We start from the raw sequence: 22,192 nt of genomic DNA on the forward strand, positions 1-22,192 counted from the left end.
GGCGGCTCCTTCGGGGGTGATCGACGTGCCCGTGGCGGGGGTTGCCTTACGTTGTAAGGCCAACCATACGTTGTAAGGTCAAGGGGAGATGGAGAGCCGGATGGGAGCGAGGAAGCCACGGGAGCCGCTCAGCCGCGAGCGAGCCCTGGCCAGCGCGATCGCCCTCGTCGACGCCGAAGGGATGGCGGCGCTCACGATGCGCCGGCTCGCCGCCGAACTCGGCGTCGAGGCGATGTCGCTCTACCACCACCTACCCGGCAAGGCCGGGCTGCTCGACGGCCTCGTGGACGCCGTCGCCGCCGAGATCACCGAAGCCGCCGAGCGGGCCGAGGCGGACGTGCCCGGCGGGGACTGGCGTACCCGGCTGCGGCTGCGCTTCCTCGCCGCGCGCGCGGTCATGCTGCGGCACCCGTGGGCGCCCGCGCTGCTCAACTCCCGCCCGACCGTCCCCGCCGGGGTGTACGCGTACTACGACGGCATCCTCGCCACGCTCGTCGACGGCGGCTTCTCGTACCGGATCGCCCACCGGGCGCTGCACGCGTTCGGCAGCATGGCGCTCGGCTTCGCCCAGGAGGTGTTCCGCCCGGACGCGGGCGGGGCGGCCGACGCCGCAGCCGCGGAAGCGGAGATGGTGGCGCTGGCCGAGCGGCTGCCGCACCTGGCCGCGATGGTGGCCGCCGAGACGCACGACGCGGCCGATCCGACGCTGGGCTGGTGCGACTCTCAGACCGAGTTCGAGTTCACCCTCGACCTGCTCTTCGACGGCCTGGAGCGACACCTGCCGCGCGCCTGAACCTGTCGGTGGAACGCCATTCGCAGTCAGGTATCGGACTGTCAAGCCGACAAAAGCCGAACTGATGGCATGGCCTATCCGTCCGGCATTCGGTTTTCACCGGGACGGATCGCTCGGCATCCGACTGGTCAGCTATTTCCGTTCGTACGCGCCAATTGTCGCGCTGCTTTTCAGCCGGGCTCGCGAGTAACTTCTCGTACCACCGCATTCACGAGGAGTCACGTCATGTCTGAGGAAACCTGGCTCGCGGCCCGCCTGATTCCCACGTCCGGCATTAACGGCGCGGAGGAGCAGGAACGCCGGGCGACCTCCGCCCTGCTGGCGGTGATGAGCGCGGTACGGGAGTTCGGGCGTGTCCTGACCCAGTCCGTCGGGGCGCCGGCCGGAGTGGTGCAGACCTTCATCGAGGTGCCCTTCAAACTCGGAAACCAGCAGCTCTTTCCGGATGGTCTCATCCGCGTCACCAGGGGACAGCGCCAGTGGACCGCACTCGTCGAGGTGAAGACCGGCAGTAACCCGCTGCGATCCGAGCAGTTGGAGGCCTACCTGGACATCGCGCGGGAGCAGGGATTCGACGCCCTCATCACGATCTCCAACGAGATCGCCCCGGTCCCGGGTCAGCATCCGACGACCGTCGATCGCCGGAAACTGCGCAAGGTCGCCCTGTATCACCTGCCCTGGACGGAGATCCTGACCCAGGCGGTGATTCAGAAGGAATACCGCGGCGTCGCAGACCCGGATCAGGCATGGGTTCTGGGCGAGCTGATCCGATACCTCGAACACCCGCGTTCGGGCGCTCTTGAGTTCAGCGACATGGGGCCGGCCTGGGTGCAGGTTCGGGATGGGGTGTCGGCCGGGACCTTGCGGGCCGGCGACGACGCGGCAGCGCAGGTCGCCGGGCGCTTCGACGCCTTGATCCGTTACGCGTGCCTCCGACTCGGCCGCCAGTTGGGCACCGATGTCACTCCCGCGCTGAGCCGCCGCGACCTCGCCGACCCGGCCGCACGCACCCAGTCACTCGCCAATCAACTCGCCAGTGCCGGCACCCTGAGCGGCAGCATCCGGATTCCGGGCGCGGTCGGGCACCTTCACGTGACGGCCGATCTGCGGGCCGGGCAGATCGTCTGCCACGTCGATGTCGACGCTCCGCGGTCCGGCCGGCCGACCACCCGGGTGAACTGGCTGGTCCGTCAACTGAGGGACGCGCCGGACACGGTTCGGATCGAGGCATTCGCCATGCACGCCCGGGGCGGTGGCGCTACCGATCTCCTCCGTCAGGTACGCGCCGAGCCGACGACGCTCATCAGCGATCCCTCGCGTGAACTGCGGGCTTTCCGTATCGCCCAGAGCGCAGCTGCGGGGACCAAGCGTGGCAGTGGCCGGGGCGCCTTCATCGACTCCGTGCTGCACGCCATCGACGACTTCTATGAGCAGATCATCCAGAACCTCAAGCCGTGGATGCCTGCGGCACCCCGGTTGCGTACGTCGGAGGACGTGATCCCCGTTCAGCCGGTCGCTTCCAGCCTCGTCTCCACCGCCATCTCGTCCCAGGACAGCCCCGAGTTCGACACCCAGGGAACGCCCGGCGGCTCCGGTTCCGCGGACCGCACCGACGAGTGACCCCACCGTTCCGCCCGTGGTGGGGGAGCGATACATCCAGCCCTGACGGACGGGCGGGTTCGGGCGGCGCCCGGCGGGTACCAGGACGGCATGACTGATCCGGTTGAGCTGTCCGAACTGCACGCCGGAGGCGCCGACCCCGACGACGTCACTCCGGAGGACCCGCACGCCGACCTGGACGGGACCGACGAGAACTCACCGGCGGAGTTCGGCCTGCCGATAGACGGCACCCTTCCGGCCGAGGAGGACCCCGCCCAGTCCTGACGCGCCCGCCACCGTTGCCGCTGCGCCGTGAGTGGAACGTCATGGGTGTCTACGGCATCGTTTGACACCCATGACGTTCCACCCGACGGCTGTGCAGGCCGAGAGCGCTAGTTGGGCAGGGCGGCGAGGCCGGCCAACAGTTCCCACCGCTCGGCCTCGGTGAGGACCGCGTACGCCGGCTCGTCGCGGCGGTCGGTGTCCGCCTCGATCGCCGCGCGTTCCGGGCCGTCCGGCAGCACCCGGGTCTCGTCGGCGGTCAGCCCGGCGGCCCGCCACGCGGCCCGGTGCGCGTCGGCGCGGTGGTGCCGCAGCGAGCCCAGCCGGGTGACGAGCAGCAGCGCCGGGGAGGCGCCCTCCGGCTCGTACGGCGGGGACATCGCCCGGAACACCGGCCCGCCGGTGGCCTGCGCGTGCGTCAGCACCCGGCCGACCAGGTCGGCGAGGCGGGGCACGATGCTCAGGCCGGGCAGCACGCCGGGCAGCGTCGACCACAGCTCCTCGGCGGCCTCGCCGCTGGCCCGCTGGGCGAACAGCGTCAGCTCGCGGCCCAGGTCGGTGAGGTGCCAGGCGCCGTCGGCGTCCCGGACGACGATGCCCTTCTCCAGCTCCTCGTCCATGCTGCCGGACGTGTAGATCAGGCCGTCGGCCAGCGCCTCGGCGGGCATCGGCCGGGCCAGCACGCCGGAGAAGAAGCTGTTCTCCGCGCCGAGCGTGCAGCCCCGCTCGGCGTAGAACGCCTCCATCCGGGCGCGTGCTCCCCAGCGGGCGCCCACGTACACCCGGTCGATCGCGGGCCGGACCAGTCGCGCGTAGCTCACCGTCGTCTCCACGCCGCCGGACCCTACCGGCGGCGGGCGTCGCGCGGGGCCCTGTCGCAGAGCCCCGCGCTGCTCACTCCGGGACGCGGCGGTAGGCGCCGTCGCTGGCCGAGGTCGCCATCGACGCGTACGCGCGCAGCGCCGCCGACACCGGACGCTGCCGGTCGAGCGGGGTGTACGGGCGGTCCCGCTTCTCCTCGGCCACCCGGCGCGCCTCCAGCACGTCGGCGGGCACGTTCAGCTCGATCGACCGGCCCGGGATGTCGATGACGATCTCGTCGCCGTCGCGGACCAGCGCGATCAGTCCACCGGAGGCCGCCTCCGGGGAGACGTGCCCGATGGACAGGCCGGAGGTGCCGCCGGAGAACCGGCCGTCGGTCAGCAGCGCGCAGGAGCGGCCCAGCCCACGGCCCTTGAGGAACGACGTGGGGTAGAGCATCTCCTGCATGCCGGGGCCGCCCTTCGGGCCCTCGTACCGGATCACCACCACGTCCCCGGCGACGATCTCCTTGGCGAGGATCGCGGTCACCGCGTCGTCCTGCGACTCGTAGACCTTGGCCGGGCCGCGGAACGTCAGGCACTCCTCGGGCACGCCGGCGGTCTTCACCACGCAGCCGGCCGGCGCGAGGTTGCCGTGCAGGATGGCCAGGCCGCCGTCCGCGCTGTACGCGTGCTCCCGGTCCCTGATGCAGCCGCCGGCCGCGTCGGTGTCCAGCGACGACCAGCGGTTGGTGGTGGAGAACGGCTCGGTGGTGCGCACCCCGCCCGGCGCGGCGTGGAACAGCTCGACCGCCTCGCGCGTGGCCGCGCCGCCGCGCACGTCCCAGTCGGCCAGCCACTCGTCGAGACTGGGGGAGTGCACCGCGCGCACGTCGCGGTGCAGCAGCCCGGCGCGGTCCAGCTCACCGAGGATGGCCGGGATGCCGCCGGCCCGGTGCACGTCCTCCATGTGGTAGTTCGGGGAGTTCGGGGCGACCTTGGCCAGGCACGGCACCCGGCGGGAGATCGCGTCGATGTCGGCGACGCCGAAGTCCAGCTCCGCCTCGCGGGCGGCGGCGAGCAGGTGCAGCACGGTGTTCGTGGAGCCGCCCATCGCCACGTCGAGGGCGATCGCGTTCTCGAACGCCTCCCGGCCGGCGATCGAGCGCGGCAGCACCGAGGCGTCGTCGTTCTCGTACCACTGCTTGGCGATCTCGACGACGGTGCGCCCGGCCTCGACGAACAGCGACCGCCGCGCGGCGTGGGTGGCGAGCGTCGAACCGTTGCCCGGCAGCGCCAGGCCGATCGCCTCGGTGAGGCAGTTCATCGAGTTGGCGGTGAACATGCCGGAGCAGGAGCCGCAGGTCGGGCACGCGGAGCGCTCGATCTCGCCGAGCTGGTCGTCGGTGACCGCCTCGTTGGAGGAGGCGATCATGGCGTCGATCAGGTCGATCTTGGAGTGCACCACGCCCTCGATCGCCACCGTCTTGCCGGCCTCCATCGGGCCGCCGGAGACGAAGACCGTCGGGATGTTGAGCCGCAGCGCGGCGAGCAGCATGCCCGGGGTGATCTTGTCGCAGTTGGAGATGCAGACCAGGGCGTCCGCGCAGTGCGCGTTGACCATGTACTCCACCGCGTCGGCGATCAGCTCCCGGCTGGGCAGGGAGTAGAGCATGCCGCCGTGGCCCATGGCGATGCCGTCGTCCACGGCGATCGTGTTGAACTCCCGGCCGACGCCGCCGGCCTCGGCCACCGCGTCGGCGACCAGGCCGCCGAGGTCCTTGAGGTGGACGTGACCGGGTACGAACTGGGTGAAACTGTTCGCGATGGCGACGATCGGCTTGCCGAAGTCGTCGTCGGTCATCCCGGTGGCCCGCCAGAGGGCCCGGGCGCCGGCCATCGTCCGACCGTGGGTGGAGGTCCTCGACCGCAGCTCAGGCATGACAACCAGTCTGACACCATCCGCGCGGCGACCCCGCCGCACGCACCCTGTGTCCCAACAGTTGCACACCCGGTGCCCCACGGGAGGCGCTCATCCGGCAGAGTTGACGCGTGCAGTCGTCCCCGGGGATGGTCACCGTCGCGGTGTTGAGCGGGATCGCCGCGGCCGGCGCCGCCGTGCTGCTCGCCGCCTCGGTGCGGCGCCGCACCGGCCCCCGCCGGCCGGCTCACCTGCTGCTCGCGGTCGCCGCCGGGGCCGCCCTGTTCAGCCTCCTGGTCGGCCTCGGCGGTCTGCTGGCCGCCGGTGACCACTGGGCGCACCGGCAGGGCCAGCGGACCGGTTGGGCGATCCTGGTCGCCGTCGGCACGACGCTCGCCGCGCTCGGTCTCGGCGCCGCCGTGCTGCGGCTGCCCGGCGCGGCCGCGTCCCGGGCGGCCACCGCCCGGCTGCTGCTCGACGGCCTGATCATGGGCAGTGCGCTCTGGTTCGTCGGCTGGGTGGCGATCAGCGAGCCGACCCGGCTGCTCGGCGACGCCACCCCGGTCGCCTGCCTGCCGATCGTGCTGGCGACGGTCAGCGCGGCGCTCACCACCGGGCTCACCGTGATCGTCGTGCTGCGGGTCGCGCCGCCGCGCGGGTGGCTCACGCTGCTCGCGGCCGGCGCGACAGCGGTGACGGCCGGCGGGCTGGCCGTGTCCGCCGGGCTCTGCCAGGCCGGCCCGGGCATGGTGCTCACCGGCGCGGTGCTGACCGCCGCCGGGCTGCTGGCCACCGCCGTGGCCGGGCGCCGCGCCGACCTGACGCAGCTCGACGTCGACTTCATCCGCCGCGACGGCGAGTACGCCTTCGTGCCCATGTTCGCGATGGCCGCCTCCGCGATGTACCACCTGGTGCAGGGCGGCGGGTTCGACGGGTATGCGATCGTGGCCGGCACGGTCGAGGGGTTCGCCCTGGTGACCCGGCAATATCTGGCCCTGAACGACGTCCGCGGCTACGCGATCCGGCTCGCCGAGCGCGAGGCGCACTTCCGCGAGCTGGCGCACACCGACCCGCTGACCGGGCTGGCGAACCGGCGCGGGCTGCTGCGCGCCCTGCACCGCAGTGCCGAGGCGGGCATGCCGTGCGTGTTGCTCGGGCTCGACCTCGACGGCTTCAAGAACGTCAACGACATGCGCGGGCACGACGTCGGCGACGCGGTGCTGATCGAGGTGGGACGGCGGCTGCGGGGCAACCTGCGCCCGGGTGATCTGGCCGCCCGGCTCGGCGGTGACGAGTTCGCGGTGCTGATGCACGGTTCGGCCGACCCCGGCCCGGTCGCCGACCGCCTGCTCGGGGTCCTCGGCCGCCCGTACGAGCAGGGGGACGGGCCGGTCTTCCTGTCGGTGAGCATCGGGGTGGCCGCCGGGCAGCGGGAGCAGGACGTCGAGCTGCTGCTGCGCAACGCCGACCTGGCGCTGCGCTACGCCAAGCAGCGGGGCAAGAACCGGATCGAGCGCTACGACGCCACGTACGACCAGTTGCTGAGCCGGCGTACCCGGATGGAGCACGAGCTGCGCGGTGCGATCGAGCGCGACGAGCTGCGGCTGGTCTTCCAGCCGGTGGCCTCGCTGCCGTCGGTGCGGCCGGTCGGCGCGGAGGCGCTGCTGCGCTGGCGGCACCCGGAGCTGGGCAACGTCCGGCCGGACGAGTTCATCCCGCTCGCCGAGGAGTGCGGGATGATCGCCAAGCTCGGCGCGTGGGTGCTGCACCAGGCCTGCTTCCAGCTCTCCCGCTGGCTGGCCGACGGGCACGACGTCTGGGTGTCGGTGAACGTGTCGCCGCGCGAGCTGCACGCCCCGGAGTACGTGGTCCAGGTCGCCGACGCGCTGCGCGCGCACCACGTGCCGCCGCAGCGGCTGGTGCTGGAGGTGACCGAGCACGCGGTCGCCACCGACCTGGACGAGCTGATCCGGCGGCTCACCGCGCTGCGGCTGACCGGGGTGCGGATCGCGCTGGACGACTTCGGTGCCGGCTACTCGTCGCTCGGCCAGCTCCGGCGCCTGCCGATCGACATCCTGAAGATCGACCACAGTCTGGTCGCCGAGCACGAGCCGGTCCGGCCGGTCGGGCGGGACGGCCCGGCGTTCGCCCCGATGGTCGACATCGTCATGCGCCTGGGTCACCAGCTCGGGCTGGAGGTGATCGCCGAGGGCGTCACCAACCCGACCGAGCTGGCCGCGGTGGTGGCCGCCGGGTGCCGGTTCGGCCAGGGCGCGCTGTTCGGCTGGGGCGTACCGGCCGAGCACCTGGAGGCGATGCTGGAGGCGGCCACCGCGCCGGGCAACCGGCACACCGCGATGCCGCCGGCGCCGCCGCCCGCGCCGGCCCGCGCCCCGTCGCCGCTGCTGCCGAGGCTGCGCAACAATCCGCCCGCCGCGGTGCCCGCGCAGCGTCCCCCGATGGAGGGATCTTCGCAGGTGGCACCGGTCGCGGAGGGGGTGCCGGTGACCGACACGCCCACGTCCGTGAACCAAAATGTGGGATCAGTTGACTCATCGCGTGAGATGCGTCAGGCTTAGCCGCATGTCGTCGAACCGGTCGCCGCGAGTACTTACCTGAGCGCACTCTCCCACCGAGAGTGCGCTGGCCCCGTGCATCCTGCACGTGGGCTTTTTTGTTGCCGTCGGACCATCGCCGGGACCTCGCCGTCCCATCCTGAGAAGCGCGTCACCCACTCACTTCCGAAGGCTTGAACCGCCATGACGAGACCCACGCCAGAGACCCTCGCCCACTCCGCCCGCCGTGCCCGCTCCGGCACCGGCGCGGCCGGTGACTCCGACCCCGCCGCCCGCCCCGGCCGTACCGTCCCGGCGGCCGCCACCACCGAGACGCCCGTACGGGAGCCCGCCACCGCGCAGGTCTCGGGCGCCGGTTCGCTCGTGCGGTCGTTGGAGGCGCTCGGCGTCGACGTGGTCTTCGGCATTCCGGGCGGCGCGATCCTGCCCGCCTACGACCCGCTCTACGACTCCACGGTCCGGCACATCCTGGTCCGCCACGAGCAGGGCGCCGGGCACGCGGCCACCGGCTACGCGCAGGCCACCGGCCGGGTCGGCGTGTGCATCGCCACCTCCGGTCCGGGCGCGACGAACCTGGTGACGCCGATCGCGGACGCGTACATGGACTCGGTCCCGATGGTGGCCATCACCGGGCAGGTGGCCCGGCCGTCGATCGGCACCGACGCCTTCCAGGAGGCGGACATCCAGGGCATCACGCTGCCGATCACCAAGCACAACTTCCTGGTGCAGACCGCCGACGAGATCCCCCGCGTGCTGGCCGAGGCGTTCCACCTGGCCGCGACCGGCCGCCCCGGCCCGGTGCTCGTCGACATCCCCAAGGACGTGCTCCAGGCGCCGGCGACCTTCTCCTGGCCGCCCACGCTCGACCTGCCCGGCTACCGGCCGACGCTGCACCCGCACGGCAAGCAGATCCGCGAGGCGGCCCGGCTGATGACCGGCGCCCGCCGTCCGGTCCTCTACGTCGGCGGCGGCGTGCTCAAGGCCGGCGCCACCGAGGGGCTGCGCAAGCTGGCCGAGCAGACCGGCATCCCGGTGGTCACCACGCTGATGGCACTGGGCGCGTTCCCCGACTCGCACCGCCAGCACCTGGGCATGCCCGGCATGCACGGCACCGTCGCCGCGGTCTACGGCCTGCAGAAGGCCGACCTGATCGTGGCGCTGGGCGCCCGCTTCGACGACCGGGTGACCGGCAAGCTGGACTCGTTCGCGCCGGACGCGACAGTCGTGCACGCCGACATCGACCCGGCCGAGATCGGCAAGAACCGGCACGCGGACGTCCCGATCGTGGGCGACGCGCGGCACGTGATCGACGAGCTGATCGCCGCCGTCACCGCCGAGCAGGCCGCCCACCCGCCGGCCGACCTGACCGGCTGGTGGGCCCAGCTCGACGACCTGCGCGAGCGGTACCCGCTGGGCTTCGAGGAGCCGGCCGACGGCACGCTCTCCCCGCAGTACGTGATCAAGCGGCTGGGCGAGATCGCCGGCCCGGACGCGGTCTACGTGGCGGGCGTCGGCCAGCACCAGATGTGGGCCAGCCAGTTCATCTCGTACGAGAAGCCGCACACCTGGCTCAACTCCGGTGGCCTGGGCACGATGGGCTACGCCGTCCCGGCCGCGATGGGCGCCAAGGTCGGCAAGCCGGACACCACGGTGTGGGCGGTCGACGGCGACGGCTGCTTCCAGATGACCAACCAGGAGCTGGCCACCTGCGCGCTGGAGGGCATCCCGATCAAGGTCGCCGTGATCAACAACGGCAACCTGGGCATGGTGCGGCAGTGGCAGACCCTGTTCTACGGGGAGCGCTACTCCAACACCGAGCTGGGCACCCACAAGCACCGCATCCCGGACTTCGTCAAGCTCGCCGAGGCGCTCGGCTGCGTCGGCCTGCGCTGCGAGAACGCGGCCGACGTGGACAAGACCATCGAGGCGGCCATGGCGATCAACGACGCGCCGGTGGTCATCGACTTCGTGGTCGGCAAGGACGCGATGGTCTGGCCGATGGTCGCCGCCGGCACCAGCAATGACGAGATCATGTTCGCCAGGGGTGTGCGCCCCGCGTTCGACGAGGACGAACTCTAGATGACTATGCACACGCTGTCCGTGCTGGTGGAGAACAAGCCGGGTGTCCTGGCCCGGGTCTCCGGGCTGTTCTCCCGGCGCGGGTTCAACATCGACAGCCTCGCCGTCGGCGAGACCGAGAACCCGGACGTCTCCCGCATCACCATCGTGGTCAACGCCGAGTCCTCGCCGCTGGAGCAGGTGACCAAGCAGCTCAACAAGCTGGTGAACGTCCTCAAGATCGTGGAGCTGGACCCGCAGGTGTCGGTGGCGCGGGAGCTGCTGCTGGTCAAGGTCCGCGCGGACCGCGCGGCCCGCGCCCAGGTGCTGGAGACGGTCGGCCTGTTCCGCGCCCGGGTGGTCGACGTCGCGCCGGACACGCTGACCATCGAGGCGACCGGCACGCCGGACAAGCTCGACGCGCTGCTGCGCGACCTGGAGCCGTTCGGCATCAAGGAGATGGTCCAGTCCGGCACCGTGGCGATCGGGCGGGGTTCGCGGGCCATCACCGCCGGCCCGGCCCTGCGCGCCGCCTGATCCGTACCCACAAGTTTTTCGACGGGCCGACGGGCACCGCCGTACGAAAGGGAAGTCAATGAGCGTTGAGGTGTTCTACGACGACGACGCCGACCTGGGCCTGATCCAGGGCCGCAAGGTCGCCGTGATCGGGTACGGCAGCCAGGGCCACGCGCACGCGCTGTCGCTGCGCGACTCCGGCGTCGACGTGGTGATCGGCCTGCCCGCCGGGTCGAAGAGCCGGCCGAAGGCCGAGGAGCAGGGCCTGCGGGTGCTCACGCCCGCCGAGGCGGCCGCCGAGGCCGACGTGATCATGATCCTGGCGCCGGACACCGCCCAGCGGCACATCTACGCCGAGGCCATCGCGCCGAACCTGGCCGCGGGCAAGGCGCTGTTCTTCGGGCACGGCTTCAACATCCGGTACGGCCTGATCAAGCCCCCGGCCGACGTGGACGTGGCGATGGTCGCCCCGAAGGGCCCCGGTCACCTGGTCCGCCGCCAGTACGTCGACGGCAAGGGCGTGCCCTGCCTGGTCGCGGTCGAGCAGGACGCCAGCGGCAACGCGTTCGGCTTGGCCCTGGCGTACGCGAAGGCGATCGGCGGCACCCGGGCCGGCGCGATCCGGACCACGTTCACCGAGGAGACCGAGACCGACCTGTTCGGCGAGCAGGCGGTGCTGTGCGGTGGCGCGGCGGCGCTGGTGCAGACCGGTTTCGAGGTGCTCACCGAGGCCGGTTACGCGCCCGAGGTGGCCTACTTCGAGTGCCTGCACGAGCTGAAGCTGATCGTCGACCTGATGTACGAGGGCGGCATCGCCCGGATGCGCTACAGCATCTCCGACACCGCCGAGTACGGCGACCTGTCCCGCGGCCCGCGCGTCATCGACTCCCGGGTCAAGGACGAGATGCGCAAGATCCTCGGCGAGATCCAGTCCGGCGAGTTCGCCCGCGAGTGGGTGGCCGAGGACGAGGCCGGCCGGCCGAACTTCGCCAAGTGGCAGGCCGAGGGCGCGGCGCACCCGATCGAGGAGACCGGGCGGAAGCTGCGCGGCATGATGAGCTGGGTCGACCGGCCGATCACCGAGACCGCCTGAACCCTCCCCACGTGCGGCCCGCGACCCGACGCTCTCCCCGGCGTCGGGCCGCGGGCCGCCGTTCGTTCACGTGCTGGGACACGGTGAGTAACGCCTCGTCCCGCACCGCCCCCGGTGAACAGGGGATGACAGGCGTGCGACGGACCTGTGTGAGGGCGCTCACCCCGCAGTCCGGGACCCGGAGAGCGGGCAGGCACCTACCATCCTTGGTGTGGTGCCCGAGCGCACCCGACGGCCGTGGCACGGATCGGCGCAGGGCGCAGCGCGGCGTCCCCGCGCCCCAGGCCGAACCATTACCGAGCGTCTACGAGGACCGATGAATCCTGTCGTACTGATCGCCGAAGAACTCGCCCCCGCCGCCATCGAGGTGCTCGCGCACGACTTCGACGTGCGCCACGTGGACGGCACCGACCGCCCCGCTCTGCTCTCCGCCCTCTCCGAGGCCGACGCGGTGATCGTACGCAGCGCCACCCAGATCGACGCCGAGGCGATCGCCGCCGCGCCGCGGCTGAAGGTGGTCGCCCGGGCCGGCGTCGGCCTGGACAACGTCGAGGTGCCGGCCGCCACCGCCCGGGGCGTCATGGTCGTCAACGCGCCCACCTCGAACATCGTCTCCGCCGCCGAGCAGGCCGTCGCGCTGCTGCTCGCGGTCGCCCGCAACACCGCCAGCGCCAGTGCCGCGCTCAAGGCGGGGGAGTGGAAGCGGTCCAAGTACACCGGCGTCGAGATCCAGGGCAAGACCGTGGGCGTGGTCGGTCTCGGCCGCATCGGCGTGCTCTTCGCGCAGCGTATCGCCGCGTTCGGCACCCGGCTGATCGCGTACGACCCGTACATCCAGCCGGCCCGCGCCGCCCAGCTCGGCGTCCGCCTGGTCGGGCTGGAGGAGCTGCTGCGGGAGAGCGACTTCATCTCGATCCACCTGCCGAAGACGCCGGAGACGGTCGGCCTGATCGGCGAGAAGGAGCTGGCGATCGTCAAGCCGGGCGTCCGGATCGTCAACGCCGCCCGCGGCGGCCTGGTCGACGAGCAGGCGCTCGCCGACGCGATCGCGGAGGGCCGGGTCGCCGGCGCCGGTGTCGACGTGTACGCCAAGGAGCCGTGCACCTCCTCGCCGCTGTTCGCCTTCGACAACGTGGTGGCCACCCCGCACCTGGGCGCCTCCACGAACGAGGCGCAGGACAAGGCCGGTCTCGCGGTGGCCAAGAGCGTCAAGCTCGCGCTCCAGGGCGAGTTCGTCCCGGACGCGGTGAACGTGCAGGCCGGCGGCGTGGTCGCCGAGGACGTCCGCCCGCTGCTGCCGCTGGCCGAGCGGCTGGGCCGGGCGTTCACCGCCCTGGCCGGCGGGGTGGCCGCCAGCGTCACCGTCGAGGTGCGCGGCGAGATCGCCGCCCACGACGTGTCGGTGCTCAAGCTCGCCGCGACCAAGGGCCTGTTCAGCTCCGTGGTGGAGGAGCAGGTCACCTACGTCAACGCGCCGCACCTGGCCGCCGAGCGGGGCGTCGAGGTCACGCTGGCCACGCCGGGCGAGACCGTCGACCACCCGAACCTGGTGACCGTACGCGGGGCGCTGCCGGACGGGCGTACCGTCCGCGTCTCCGGCACCGTGGCGCACACCGGCACCCGCGACGTGTTCAAGCTGACCGAGGTGGACGGTTTCGACGTGGAGATCGGTGCGGAGGGCATCCTGGTCTTCCTGCGCTACGCCGACCGGCCCGGCGTGGTCGGCACCGTCGGCACGCTGCTCGGCGAGGCCGGCGTCAACATCGCCGCCATGCAGGTGGCCCGCCGCGAGGCCGGTGGCGAGACGCTGATGACGCTCACCGTCGACCAGGCGCTCGGCGCCGACCTGCTCACCTCCGCCGCCGACTCGATCGGCGCGGTCGCGGCCAGCGCGGCCGACCTGCGCGACGTGTAGTCCGAACAGGACACATCGGGGCCCGGCCGGATGCGGCCGGGCCCTTCGTCGTCCCGGCCGGTCAGGAACGCACGCGGGCCGGTGGCGGGTAGACCGAGCCGTCCTGCGCGTCGAAGAGCATCAGGTCGTGTTCGCCGGCCAGCCGTTCGATGTCCAGCAGGACCTGGTCCGGGCAGGTCGGGTTCAGGTTCATCTCGATGTGGTCTGCGGCCGTGTGCAGCGGCGCCTCCCAGGGCGTACCCGGCCGGGTCGGACCGTCGGGGTAGCTCGCCGTGATCGTCCGGTAAAAGGCGACCAGCCTCGGGTCGGGTTGCTGCTTGCCGTGCCAGCCCTCGCGGCACTGCTGCACCGCCGCCCGCACCTGCTCCGGTGTCGCCCCGTCCGGCAGGGCCCACACGCTCAGATCGAAACTCACGGCGGACAGCGTGCCATCCCGCGCCCGGCCCGTCACCTCTGCCCCACCGGGCGTTCACCGCTGATTGCCGACATCGTTCACCGGGCGTCCGCTGTGGAGACTCTTGCCTCGAGTTGCGTCGATTCGCTAGCGTACCGATGCGGTTTCCGCTGAGTCGATCCCCGGCCCGTCTTCGGGTGGCGTGGTCGGGCGCCCGGCCCCTCGGCCCGCACCCCTCGATTGCGCGAGCCACGCGCACTCGTCGCTGACCGGCCCTCACGGTCGTTGCCGAGACCGTGGGGGCCGATCGCGCTCCCCCGCCGAGCGCAGATCAGCGCCGGTGGTGCGCGAACAGCGGCCGGTAGTCCGAGTCGTGACGGAACCAGGCCAGCCCGGCCGGTCCGGCGGCGTACAGGGCGGTGGCGTAGGCGTCGGCGACTGCGAGGTTCGGGCCGAACACGGTGGCGGCCACCAGCCGGTCGGTCGGCTCGCCGGTGTGCGGGTCGACGACGTGCCCGCGCCGACCGGTGACGCCCGAGGTGCCGACCGCGCCCGTCGTCATCTCCATCACGACAGGTGTCCGGCGGGTGTCCGTCGGGTGGTGCACGGCGACGCGCCACGGTCCGCCGTGGGCGGCGTGTCCGCGTACCGTCAGGTCGGCGCCGCTGAGCACGGCGTAGTCGTGGATGCCGGCGGCGCGCAACCGCGCCGCGGCCCGCTCCACCGCCCAGCCGCCGAGCAGGCCGCCCGGGTCGAAGCCGCCGGGCACGGCCCAGGCGTCGAACCAGCCGTCGGTGGCCGCCCGCATCGCGGCGCAGAGGTCGATCAGGTCGGCCAGCGGGGGGTACGAGTCGGGGCTGATCTCGTCGCGGCGCAGCCGGGAGACGAGGCTGTCCGGCCGGTTCGGGCCGTAGGTGAGGTCGACGGCGCGCAGCTCGGCGACGGCGTCGCGCAGCGCCTCGCTCACCGCCCGGTGGCCGAACCACTCCGGCGCGTTGAGCAGCATGGTGTAGTCGGCGGTCGAGGTGGTGACGGTGTGCCGGACGCTGATCCGCCCGGACGCGGAGGTGCCGGCCCGCTCGACACGGTGCTTCGTGGCACCCAGGTGCAGGTCCGGCCGGAGCGGGCGGAACGCGGACTGGTCGACCCAGCGGGTACGTGGTTGTTCGTCCGCCCAGTGGGCCCGCCGGTGCTCGATCCGCATGACACCTGCCCCCTCGGTGGTCGCCGCCGCGTCGCGGCGGTGCCGGATTCCGGGCCCCCGTCGACCCGGTGAATCCGACCCTAAGCAGTGGAGATGACCGCAGCATGAGTGCCGGCTGGGAGCCTCCTGTGATTCGCCGTCCCGGATGATGGAAGATTCGTACCGGGGGCCGGGACGGCGACGTACGGTTGCGCCTAACGACGAGACGAGGAGCGCCAGGTGGCACACATCGCGGTGGTGGCCGGCGACGGCATCGGACCCGAGGTGGTCGCGCAGGCCCGCAAGGTCCTCGACGCGGTGGTGCCCGGGATCGAGGCCACCGAGTACGACCTCGGCGCGGCACGTTACCACCGCACCGGCGAGGTGCTGCCCGACTCCGTCCTCGACGAGCTGGCCGGCCACGACGCCATCCTGCTCGGCGCGGTGGGCGACCCCACCGTGCCGCCGGGAGTGCTGGAGCGCGGTCTGCTGCTCAAGCTCCGGTTCGCCTTCGACCAGTACGTCAACCTGCGCCCGTCCCGGCTCTGGCCCGGCGTGGCCGGTCCGCTGGCCGCGGTCAAGCCCGGCGAGGTCGACCTCGTGGTGGTCCGCGAGGGCACCGAGGGGCTGTACGCGGGCGCCGGCGGCGCGCTGCACCGGGACACCCCGGCCGAGGTGGCCACCGAGGAGAGCCTGAACACCCGGCACGGCGTCGAGCGGGTGATCCGGGACGCGTTCGCCCGGGCCGGCCGCCGGGAGCGGCGCAAGGTCACGCTCGTGCACAAGACGAACGTGCTCACCCACGCCGGGTCGCTGTGGGCGCGCGCGTTCGCCGCGGTGGCCGCCGAGCACCCGGACGTGACCACCGAGTACCAGCACATCGACGCCGCCGCGATGTTCCTGGTGACGAACCCGGCGCGGTACGACGTGGTGGTCACGGACAACCTGTTCGGCGACATCCTCACCGACATCGCCGCCGCCGTGACCGGTGGAATCGGGCTCGCGGCCAGCGGCTGCATCAACCCCGAGGGGCGCTACCCGTCGATGTTCGAGCCGGTGCACGGCTCGGCGCCGGACATCGCCGGCCAGGGCGTCGCCGACCCGGTCGCCGCGGTGCTGTCCGCCGCGCTGCTGCTCGACCAGCTCGGCCACCCCGACGCCGCCGCCCGGGTCACCGCCGCGGTCGGCGCCGAGTTGGCCGCGCGTACGCCGGGGACGCCGCTGCGTACCGAGGAGGTCGGCGACCGGCTCGCCGCGTACGCCGTAGCCTGACCGGGCCGACCCTGCTGGCGGCCCGGTACCGGGCCGCCAGACCCGTCACCGGGCCACCCCGACCGTCCGGCGCGTCGTCTCCGCCGGGGCGGAGCTATCCGCTGAACGACCGTTCGGGGTAAGTTTTCTGGCACCAGTGACGTCGGTGTGCGATCCCGCATGCCGTCAACCCGCAGGGAGGTCAGCGCGATGAGCGGTGGTGACATGCTCGATTTCGAGATCCGTCCGAATCCCGCGCCGGTATCCGCCGCCGACCGGGCCGCCCTGCTGGCGAACCCCGGCTTCGGCCGGGTCTTCACCGATCACATGGTCACGATCCGCTACGCCGAGGGCAAGGGCTGGTACGACGCCCGCCTGGAGGCGCGGGCGCCGATCCCGATGGACCCGGCCGCGGCCGTACTGCACTACGCGCAGGAGATCTTCGAGGGGCTGAAGGCGTACCGAACCGGTGACGCGGTGACGATGTTCCGTCCCGAGGCCAACGCGGCCCGGTTCGCCGCGTCGGCCCGCCGGCTGGCCATGCCGGAGCTGCCGGAGGCGACGTTCGTGGAGTCGCTGCGCCGGCTGGTCGAGATCGACCAGGCGTGGATCCCGGAGCACGAGGACGCCAGCCTCTACCTGCGGCCGTTCATGTTCGCCAGCGAGGTCTTCCTCGGCGTCCGCCCGGCCAACGAGTACCTCTACTGCGTGATCGCCTCGCCGGCCGGGGCGTACTTCGCCGGTGGCGTGAAGCCGGTGACGGTCTGGGTCTCGCCGGACTACACCCGGGCCGCGCCCGGCGGTACCGGCGCGGCCAAGTGTGGCGGCAACTACGCCGCCTCGCTCGCCGCGCAGGCCGAGGCGATCGAGGCCGGCTGCGACCAGGTGGTCTTCCTGGACGCGGTCGAACGGCGGTACGTCGACGAACTGGGCGGCATGAACGTCTTCTTCGTCTACGACGACGGCAGCATCGTCACCCCGCCGCTGGGCGGCACGATCCTGCCGGGCATCACCCGCGACGCGATCCTCGCGCTGGCCGCCGAGGCCGGGCACGAGGTGCGGGAGGCGCCGGTCAGTTTCGACGACTGGCGGGCCGACGCGGCGAGTGGCCGGCTGCGCGAGGTGTTCGCCTGCGGCACCGCCGCCGTGATCACCCCGATCGGCGGCGTGCGCTTCCCCGACGGCGAGTTCCTCATCGGCGGCGGCGAGCCGGGCCGGGCCACGATGGCGTTGCGGCAGAAGCTCGTCGACATCCAGCGCGGCCGCGCCGCCGACCCGCACGGCTGGGTCACCCGGGTCCTCTGACGGCCCTTCGCGGTGAGCAGGGATTCCGCTCCCTGCTCACCGCGGCGGCGTCAGTCCAGCAGGTGGGTGCGCAGGGAATCCAGCTGCGCCTCGGTGACGCCCGCGTGGGTCAGGTAGCCCTCGACCGAGCCGTAGCCGGTGCGCAACTCGGTGAGGAACAGCTCCATCGTCTCGGCCGGTGACTCCAGGAACGGCGGCGGTGGTTCCTCCGCGTCCGGCAGCGTGGCCCGGACCCACGCGGTGAAGCGCCGCGACGCGGCGGTGCTGAGCGCGTAGTCGGCTACCACGTCCTCGTCGGGCACCCCGAGCACGGAGAGCGTGAGCGCGCAGACGATGCCGGTGCGGTCCTTCCCGGCGACGCAGTGCACCACCACCGGGGCGTTGGCGCTGTCCGCGATCAACCCGACCGCCTCGCCGAGCCCGGCGGTGCCGGTACGCGCCAGATCGGCGTACCGGTCGGCCAGGTAGCGGGCCAGGCTGACGCCGGAGGCGTCGAACCGGTTCGCGCCCCAGTCGGCGTGCTCGGGGTGGATGTGCCGGTAGGTCAGCCCGTCGTAGCCGGGCACCCGCCCGTCGCGTTCCACCTCGGACGGCCGGCGCAGGTCGATGACGGTGCGGATGCCGAGCGCGGTGAACGCGCTCCGGTCGGTCTCGTCGATGCGGTGCAGCGAGTCGGAGCGGTAGAGCCGGCCGCGGCGGACCATGCGCCCGTCCCGAGCGGCGTATCCGCCGACGTCGCGGAAGTTGAACAGGGTGGGGAAGGGGCTCTGCGGGGCGTCCACATCCGACACGGTAACGGCCGGCGGGGCGTTCGTCCGTCCCCGCCGGCCGTCGCCGAGGTGTCAGGCGCGCGGCGGTACGTCCGGCGGCAGCGCCGAGTGGCTCTCGCCGTAGTAGCCGCCAAGCCGGTCCCGGTAGCCGGGGTCGGCGTGGCTGGCCTCGTCGTACTCCGGGGCGGCCTTGATCTGGTCCTTCTCCCGGTCGACGTGCACGGTGCGGGCGTCGTGGTCGACGTGGTTCACGGTCCCGGCCGGGAGCATCACCTTCTTGCCGAAGATCCACGGCCCGGTGTCCACGACCAGGTAGCTGTCGTCCACCTCGTGGCTCGCCCGGTCGATCTTGCCGATGGCACCGTCGGTGGCCTCGACCTTGTAGCCGGTCAGGTCGGCGCTCGCCACACCCGCCTCGTCGCGGTAGCGCCACGGGTCGAAGGCACCCGCCGGGGCGCCCCCGGCGACCGTGCCCCGGCCGTCGTCGAGGATCGGCTCGGTGCCGCCGTGCGTGGCGCGCGGGTCCAGTCCGTCCATGTGCCGCCTCCCGTCCCAGGGCCGCGGCCGTCGCGGCGCCGTCGTCAGTCGGGAGGGTTACCCACCCTGTCCGGGCACCAACCCGCCGAGGCCGGTCCGCCGACGCCGAGGGGCCGGCGCCACGGTGGTGACGCCGGCCTCTCGGGTCGTCGGCCCGCGCGGTGCCGGTCTGGCACGTGCGGGCCGGTGGATCAGGCCAGTGCGGCCTCCGCGTCCAGGGTCACCGCGGCGGCGTGTACGACGGCGGCGATGCGCAGCCCCTCGTGCACCTGCTCACGGCTGAACCCGGCGGCCCGCAGCGTCTTCTCGTGCGACTCCAGGCAGACGCCGCAGCCGGTGATCGCCGAGACGGCGAGGCACCACAGCTCGAAGTCGGCCTTCTCCACGCCGGGCCGGGCGATGATCTGCATCCGCAGCCGGGCCGGCAGCGACGCGTACTGCTCGTCGCCGATCAGGTGCTTGGCCCGGTAGTAGACGTTGTTCATCGCCATGACCGCCGCCGCGCCCTTGGCCGCCGCGACCGCCTCGGGCGTGAGGTGACCGGCCGCCTCGGCGGCGATCTCCCGCAGCACCAACGGGTTCCGGGCCGCCACCGCGCAGGCCAGGGCGGTGCCCCACGCCTGATCCGGCTTCAGCGTCGAGGTGGTGATGGTGGAACCGAGGTTGAGCCGGATGTCCTTGGCGTACTCCGGCAGGCCCGCCTTGATCGCGTCGAGACCCACGGTCAGGCCCCGGCGCCGGCGAGGAGCGCGTTGGCGTCGAGCGTCGCCGCGCCCTTGTTCCAGTTGCACGGGCACAGCTCGTCGGTCTGGAGCGCGTCGAGCACCCGCAGCACCTCGGAGACGTTGCGGCCGACCGAACCGGCGGTCACCATGACGAACTGGATCTCGTTGTTCGGGTCCACGATGAAGGTGGCCCGCTGCGCGACACCGTCGGCGCCGAGCACGCCGCAGGCGGAGGTCAGCTCGCGCTTGATGTCGCTGAGCATCGGGAAGGGCAGCTCGCGCAGGTCCGGGTGGTCCTTGCGCCAGGCGTAGTGGACGAACTCGTTGTCGACGGAGACGCCGAGCACCTGGGCGTCCCGGTCCGCGAACTCGCCGTTGAGACGGCCGAACTCGGCGATCTCGGTGGGGCAGACGAAGGTGAAGTCCTTCGGCCAGAAGAACACGACGCGCCACTGGCCCTCGTGGGACTTGTGGTTGATCGTCTCGAACGCCTTGTCGGCGTCGAGCGACACGCAGGCGGTGAGTTCGTACTCGGGGAAGTGGTCACCGACAGTGAGCACGGGTCCTCCTTGAGCGTGGCTCGGCAGCACCGCCGGGCCAGTAACTGGATCAGTTCAAGATTCTTCCGCAGCCCCGTTTGTGCTCGTGGTGGGCGGTGGTCCGGTGTGAAGGCGATCACCAGGGCGGTCGTCGTCCCGGAATATGGGTTTCGCCTCCCAAAACCGTGGGCGGGGTGGCAGAGTACGGGTCGTGACCAGCTTCGTCCTGATCATTAGCAGCTAGCGCGCCGGCCCTTCCCCCGCCGAGCGCGCAGACCTCCCGCATCCGCGGGGGGTCTTTTTGTTTGCTCCCCAGGGCACGAGAAGAGGACTCCGATGACCTTCCAGGTGTACGACACGACGCTGCGCGACGGCGCGCAGCGCGAAGGGCTCACGTACTCGGTGGTCGACAAGCTGGCGGTGGCCCGCCTGCTCGACGACCTCGGAGTCGGCTTCATCGAGGGCGGCTGGCCGGGCGCGGTGCCAAAGGACACCGAGTTCTTCCGCCGCGCCCGCACCGAGCTGGAGCTGCGGCACGCGATCCTGGTCGCCTTCGGGGCCACCCGCAAGGCCGGCCTCGCGGTCGAGGACGACCCGCAGGTGCGCGGCCTGCTCGACGCGCAGACCCCGGCCGTGGCCCTGGTCGCCAAGGCGGACCTGCGGCACGTGGAACGCGCGCTGCGCACCACCGCCGAGGAGAACCTCGCCATGATCCGCGACACCGTGTCGTACCTGGTGGCGCAGGGGCGGCGCGTCTTCGTCGACGGGGAGCACTGCTTCGACGGGTTCCGGTTCGACCCGGGCTACACCGCCGCCGTGGCGGAGACCGCGCTGGCCGCCGGCGCCGAGCGGTTCGTGCTCTGCGACACCAACGGCGGCATGCTGCCCTCCCAGGTCACCGCCGTGGTCGAGCAACTGGTGGCGCGGACCGGCATCGCGCCGGAACGGCTCGGCATGCACGCGCAGAACGACACCGCGTGCGCGGTCGCAAACACGATCGCCGCCGTCGAGGCGGGCGTCCGGCACGTGCAGGGCACCGCCAACGGGTACGGCGAGCGCCCCGGCAACGCCGACATCTTCGCGATCGTCGCCAACCTCCAGCTCAAGCTGGGCATGCCCGTCCTACCGGAGGGCTGCCTGGAACAGATGGTGCGGGTCTCGCACGCCATCGCCGAGATCGCCAACATCGCCCCCGACACCCACCAGGCCTACGTCGGGGCCGCCGCCTTCGCTCACAAGGCGGGGCTGCACGCGAGCGCGATCAAGGTCGACCCGTTGCTCTACAACCACGTGGAACCCGCTGTGGTGGGCAACGACATGCGGATCCTGGTGACCGAGATGGCCGGCCGGGCCAGCATCGAGCTCAAGAGCCGCGAGCTCGGTCTGGACCTGGCCGGCCATCCGGACGCCCTGTCCCGGGTCACCGGGCGGGTCAAGGAACTGGAGGCCGACGGCTGGTCCTTCGAGGCCGCCGACGCCTCCTTCGAGCTGCTGGTCCGCTCCGAGCTGCCCGATGCCGCGCCGGCCCGGCCGTTCGCGCTGGAGTCGTACCGGGTGATCGTCGAGCACCGCGAGGACGGTGCGGTGGTCTCCGAGGCGACGGTGAAGATCCGGGTACGCGGCGAGCGGGTGATCGCCACCGCGGAGGGCAACGGCCCGGTCAACGCGCTGGACGAGGCGCTGCGGGTGGGCCTGGCCCGGCACTACCCGGAGCTGCGCGACTTCGAGCTGGCCGACTACAAGGTGCGCATCCTGGAGGGCAGCCACGGCACCGGCGCTGTCACGCGCGTGCTCGTGGAGACCGCCGGGACGGGCCGCGACTGGACCACCGTTGGCGTGCACCCGAACGTCGTCGAGGCCAGCTGGGTCGCGCTCGTCGACGCGCTCACCTACGGCCTGGACCGGGCCCGGGTGGCGGGCGGGAGCCCGGCCTGA

The 22,192-nt window shown here is 72.4% G+C and carries 19 protein-coding genes; 11 read left to right on the plus strand and 8 right to left on the minus strand.

Annotated elements, in window-relative coordinates:
• Window positions 1–88 precede the first annotated feature (88 nt).
• The 3 genes from IRY44_RS07065 to IRY44_RS07075 all read left to right on the plus strand — a co-directional run bounded on the left by IRY44_RS07065 (window position 89) and on the right by IRY44_RS07075 (window position 2,677).
• Window positions 89–793 (plus strand): TetR/AcrR family transcriptional regulator C-terminal domain-containing protein, encoded by a 705-nt coding sequence (locus tag IRY44_RS07065; protein ID WP_194799647.1) that lies wholly within the window; start codon window positions 89–91, stop codon window positions 791–793.
• A 225-nt stretch (window positions 794–1,018) separates the two neighbouring features.
• Window positions 1,019–2,413, plus strand: coding sequence for a stress response protein (locus IRY44_RS07070; RefSeq protein ID WP_194799648.1), 1,395 nt, complete (start codon window positions 1,019–1,021; stop codon window positions 2,411–2,413).
• A 90-nt stretch (window positions 2,414–2,503) separates the two neighbouring features.
• Window positions 2,504–2,677 carry a hypothetical protein gene (locus tag IRY44_RS07075; RefSeq protein ID WP_194799649.1) on the plus strand — a complete coding sequence of 58 codons (174 nt, stop codon included), beginning with the start codon at window positions 2,504–2,506 and terminating at the stop codon, window positions 2,675–2,677.
• A 107-nt stretch (window positions 2,678–2,784) separates the two neighbouring features.
• Here IRY44_RS07075 and IRY44_RS07080 read toward each other — a convergent pair whose 3' ends face one another.
• Window positions 2,785–3,507: a hypothetical protein gene (locus IRY44_RS07080; RefSeq protein ID WP_269696272.1), complete on the minus strand. Its 723-nt coding sequence runs from the start codon at window positions 3,505–3,507 to the stop codon at window positions 2,785–2,787.
• Window positions 3,508–3,568: 61 nt separating this feature from the next.
• On the minus strand, window positions 3,569–5,416 hold the full coding sequence (gene ilvD / locus IRY44_RS07085) for a dihydroxy-acid dehydratase (protein ID WP_194799650.1): 1,848 nt from the start codon (window positions 5,414–5,416) through the stop codon (window positions 3,569–3,571).
• A 110-nt stretch (window positions 5,417–5,526) separates the two neighbouring features.
• Between ilvD and IRY44_RS07090 the strand changes: the two genes are divergently transcribed.
• The 5 genes from IRY44_RS07090 (at window position 5,527) to serA (ending at window position 13,553) form a co-directional block, all read left to right on the plus strand.
• The gene (locus IRY44_RS07090; RefSeq protein WP_194799651.1) at window positions 5,527–7,974 is read left to right on the plus strand and encodes a bifunctional diguanylate cyclase/phosphodiesterase; all 2,448 of its coding nucleotides are present in this window, start codon (window positions 5,527–5,529) and stop codon (window positions 7,972–7,974) included.
• Window positions 7,975–8,154: 180 nt separating this feature from the next.
• Window positions 8,155–10,050: an acetolactate synthase large subunit gene (locus IRY44_RS07095; RefSeq protein ID WP_194799652.1), complete on the plus strand. Its 1,896-nt coding sequence runs from the start codon at window positions 8,155–8,157 to the stop codon at window positions 10,048–10,050.
• Window positions 10,051–10,566: an acetolactate synthase small subunit gene (gene ilvN / locus IRY44_RS07100; protein ID WP_013284504.1), complete on the plus strand. Its 516-nt coding sequence runs from the start codon at window positions 10,051–10,053 to the stop codon at window positions 10,564–10,566.
• Between the two features lie 58 nt (window positions 10,567–10,624).
• The gene (gene ilvC, locus IRY44_RS07105) at window positions 10,625–11,638 is read left to right on the plus strand and encodes a ketol-acid reductoisomerase (RefSeq protein WP_194799653.1); all 1,014 of its coding nucleotides are present in this window, start codon (window positions 10,625–10,627) and stop codon (window positions 11,636–11,638) included.
• Between the two features lie 316 nt (window positions 11,639–11,954).
• Entirely contained in the window at window positions 11,955–13,553 is a 1,599-nt protein-coding gene (gene serA, locus IRY44_RS07110) for a phosphoglycerate dehydrogenase (protein ID WP_120571297.1), read from the plus strand.
• 61 nt (window positions 13,554–13,614) lie between these two features.
• On the opposite strand, the gene IRY44_RS07115 is transcribed toward serA, so the two are convergent.
• On the minus strand, window positions 13,615–13,968 hold the full coding sequence (locus tag IRY44_RS07115; protein ID WP_194799654.1) for a hypothetical protein: 354 nt from the start codon (window positions 13,966–13,968) through the stop codon (window positions 13,615–13,617).
• A gap of 310 nt (window positions 13,969–14,278) precedes the next feature.
• Entirely contained in the window at window positions 14,279–15,151 is an 873-nt protein-coding gene (locus IRY44_RS07120; protein WP_194799655.1) for an FAD:protein FMN transferase, read from the minus strand.
• Between the two features lie 219 nt (window positions 15,152–15,370).
• On the opposite strand from IRY44_RS07120, the gene IRY44_RS07125 reads away from it, so the two are divergent.
• Both IRY44_RS07125 and IRY44_RS07130 read left to right on the plus strand, forming a co-directional pair.
• The gene (locus IRY44_RS07125) at window positions 15,371–16,402 is read left to right on the plus strand and encodes a 3-isopropylmalate dehydrogenase (protein ID WP_194799656.1); all 1,032 of its coding nucleotides are present in this window, start codon (window positions 15,371–15,373) and stop codon (window positions 16,400–16,402) included.
• 189 nt (window positions 16,403–16,591) lie between these two features.
• Window positions 16,592–17,686 carry a branched-chain amino acid aminotransferase gene (locus IRY44_RS07130; RefSeq protein WP_194799657.1) on the plus strand — a complete coding sequence of 365 codons (1,095 nt, stop codon included), beginning with the start codon at window positions 16,592–16,594 and terminating at the stop codon, window positions 17,684–17,686.
• 50 nt (window positions 17,687–17,736) lie between these two features.
• Here the strand turns inward: IRY44_RS07130 and IRY44_RS07135 are convergent, their stop codons facing one another.
• The 4 genes from IRY44_RS07135 to IRY44_RS07150 all read right to left on the minus strand — a co-directional run bounded on the left by IRY44_RS07135 (window position 17,737) and on the right by IRY44_RS07150 (window position 20,278).
• Window positions 17,737–18,477 (minus strand): tyrosine-protein phosphatase, encoded by a 741-nt coding sequence (locus IRY44_RS07135; RefSeq protein ID WP_194799658.1) that lies wholly within the window; start codon window positions 18,475–18,477, stop codon window positions 17,737–17,739.
• 51 nt (window positions 18,478–18,528) lie between these two features.
• Complete coding sequence (locus IRY44_RS07140; RefSeq protein ID WP_194799659.1) at window positions 18,529–18,993, minus strand: PRC-barrel domain containing protein; 465 nt, start codon at window positions 18,991–18,993, stop codon at window positions 18,529–18,531.
• Window positions 18,994–19,184: 191 nt separating this feature from the next.
• Entirely contained in the window at window positions 19,185–19,715 is a 531-nt protein-coding gene (locus IRY44_RS07145) for a carboxymuconolactone decarboxylase family protein (RefSeq protein WP_194799660.1), read from the minus strand.
• A gap of 2 nt (window positions 19,716–19,717) precedes the next feature.
• On the minus strand, window positions 19,718–20,278 hold the full coding sequence (locus tag IRY44_RS07150) for a peroxiredoxin (RefSeq protein ID WP_069087635.1): 561 nt from the start codon (window positions 20,276–20,278) through the stop codon (window positions 19,718–19,720).
• Window positions 20,279–20,593: 315 nt separating this feature from the next.
• On the opposite strand from IRY44_RS07150, the gene cimA reads away from it, so the two are divergent.
• Complete coding sequence (cimA, locus tag IRY44_RS07155; RefSeq protein WP_194799661.1) at window positions 20,594–22,192, plus strand: citramalate synthase; 1,599 nt, start codon at window positions 20,594–20,596, stop codon at window positions 22,190–22,192.

The organism is Micromonospora sp. ANENR4, assembly GCF_015354395.1.
GTDB lineage: Bacteria > Actinomycetota > Actinomycetes > Mycobacteriales > Micromonosporaceae > Micromonospora > Micromonospora aurantiaca.

Bases quoted from the DNA above. Each gene is read 5' to 3' on its own strand.
- IRY44_RS07065 (WP_194799647.1), top strand. From the start codon at position 89: ATGGAGAGCCGGATGGGAGCGAGGAAGCCACGGGAGCCGCTCAGCCGC.
- IRY44_RS07070 (WP_194799648.1), top strand. From the start codon at position 1,019: ATGTCTGAGGAAACCTGGCTCGCGGCCCGCCTGATTCCCACGTCCGGC.
- IRY44_RS07075 (WP_194799649.1), top strand. From the start codon at position 2,504: ATGACTGATCCGGTTGAGCTGTCCGAACTGCACGCCGGAGGCGCCGAC.
- ilvD (WP_194799650.1), bottom strand. From the start codon at position 5,416: ATGCCTGAGCTGCGGTCGAGGACCTCCACCCACGGTCGGACGATGGCC.
- IRY44_RS07095 (WP_194799652.1), top strand. From the start codon at position 8,155: ATGACGAGACCCACGCCAGAGACCCTCGCCCACTCCGCCCGCCGTGCC.
- ilvN (WP_013284504.1), top strand. From the start codon at position 10,051: ATGACTATGCACACGCTGTCCGTGCTGGTGGAGAACAAGCCGGGTGTC.
- ilvC (WP_194799653.1), top strand. From the start codon at position 10,625: ATGAGCGTTGAGGTGTTCTACGACGACGACGCCGACCTGGGCCTGATC.
- serA (WP_120571297.1), top strand. From the start codon at position 11,955: ATGAATCCTGTCGTACTGATCGCCGAAGAACTCGCCCCCGCCGCCATC.
- IRY44_RS07120 (WP_194799655.1), bottom strand. From the start codon at position 15,151: ATGCGGATCGAGCACCGGCGGGCCCACTGGGCGGACGAACAACCACGT.
- IRY44_RS07130 (WP_194799657.1), top strand. From the start codon at position 16,592: ATGAGCGGTGGTGACATGCTCGATTTCGAGATCCGTCCGAATCCCGCG.
- IRY44_RS07140 (WP_194799659.1), bottom strand. From the start codon at position 18,993: ATGGACGGACTGGACCCGCGCGCCACGCACGGCGGCACCGAGCCGATC.
- cimA (WP_194799661.1), top strand. From the start codon at position 20,594: ATGACCTTCCAGGTGTACGACACGACGCTGCGCGACGGCGCGCAGCGC.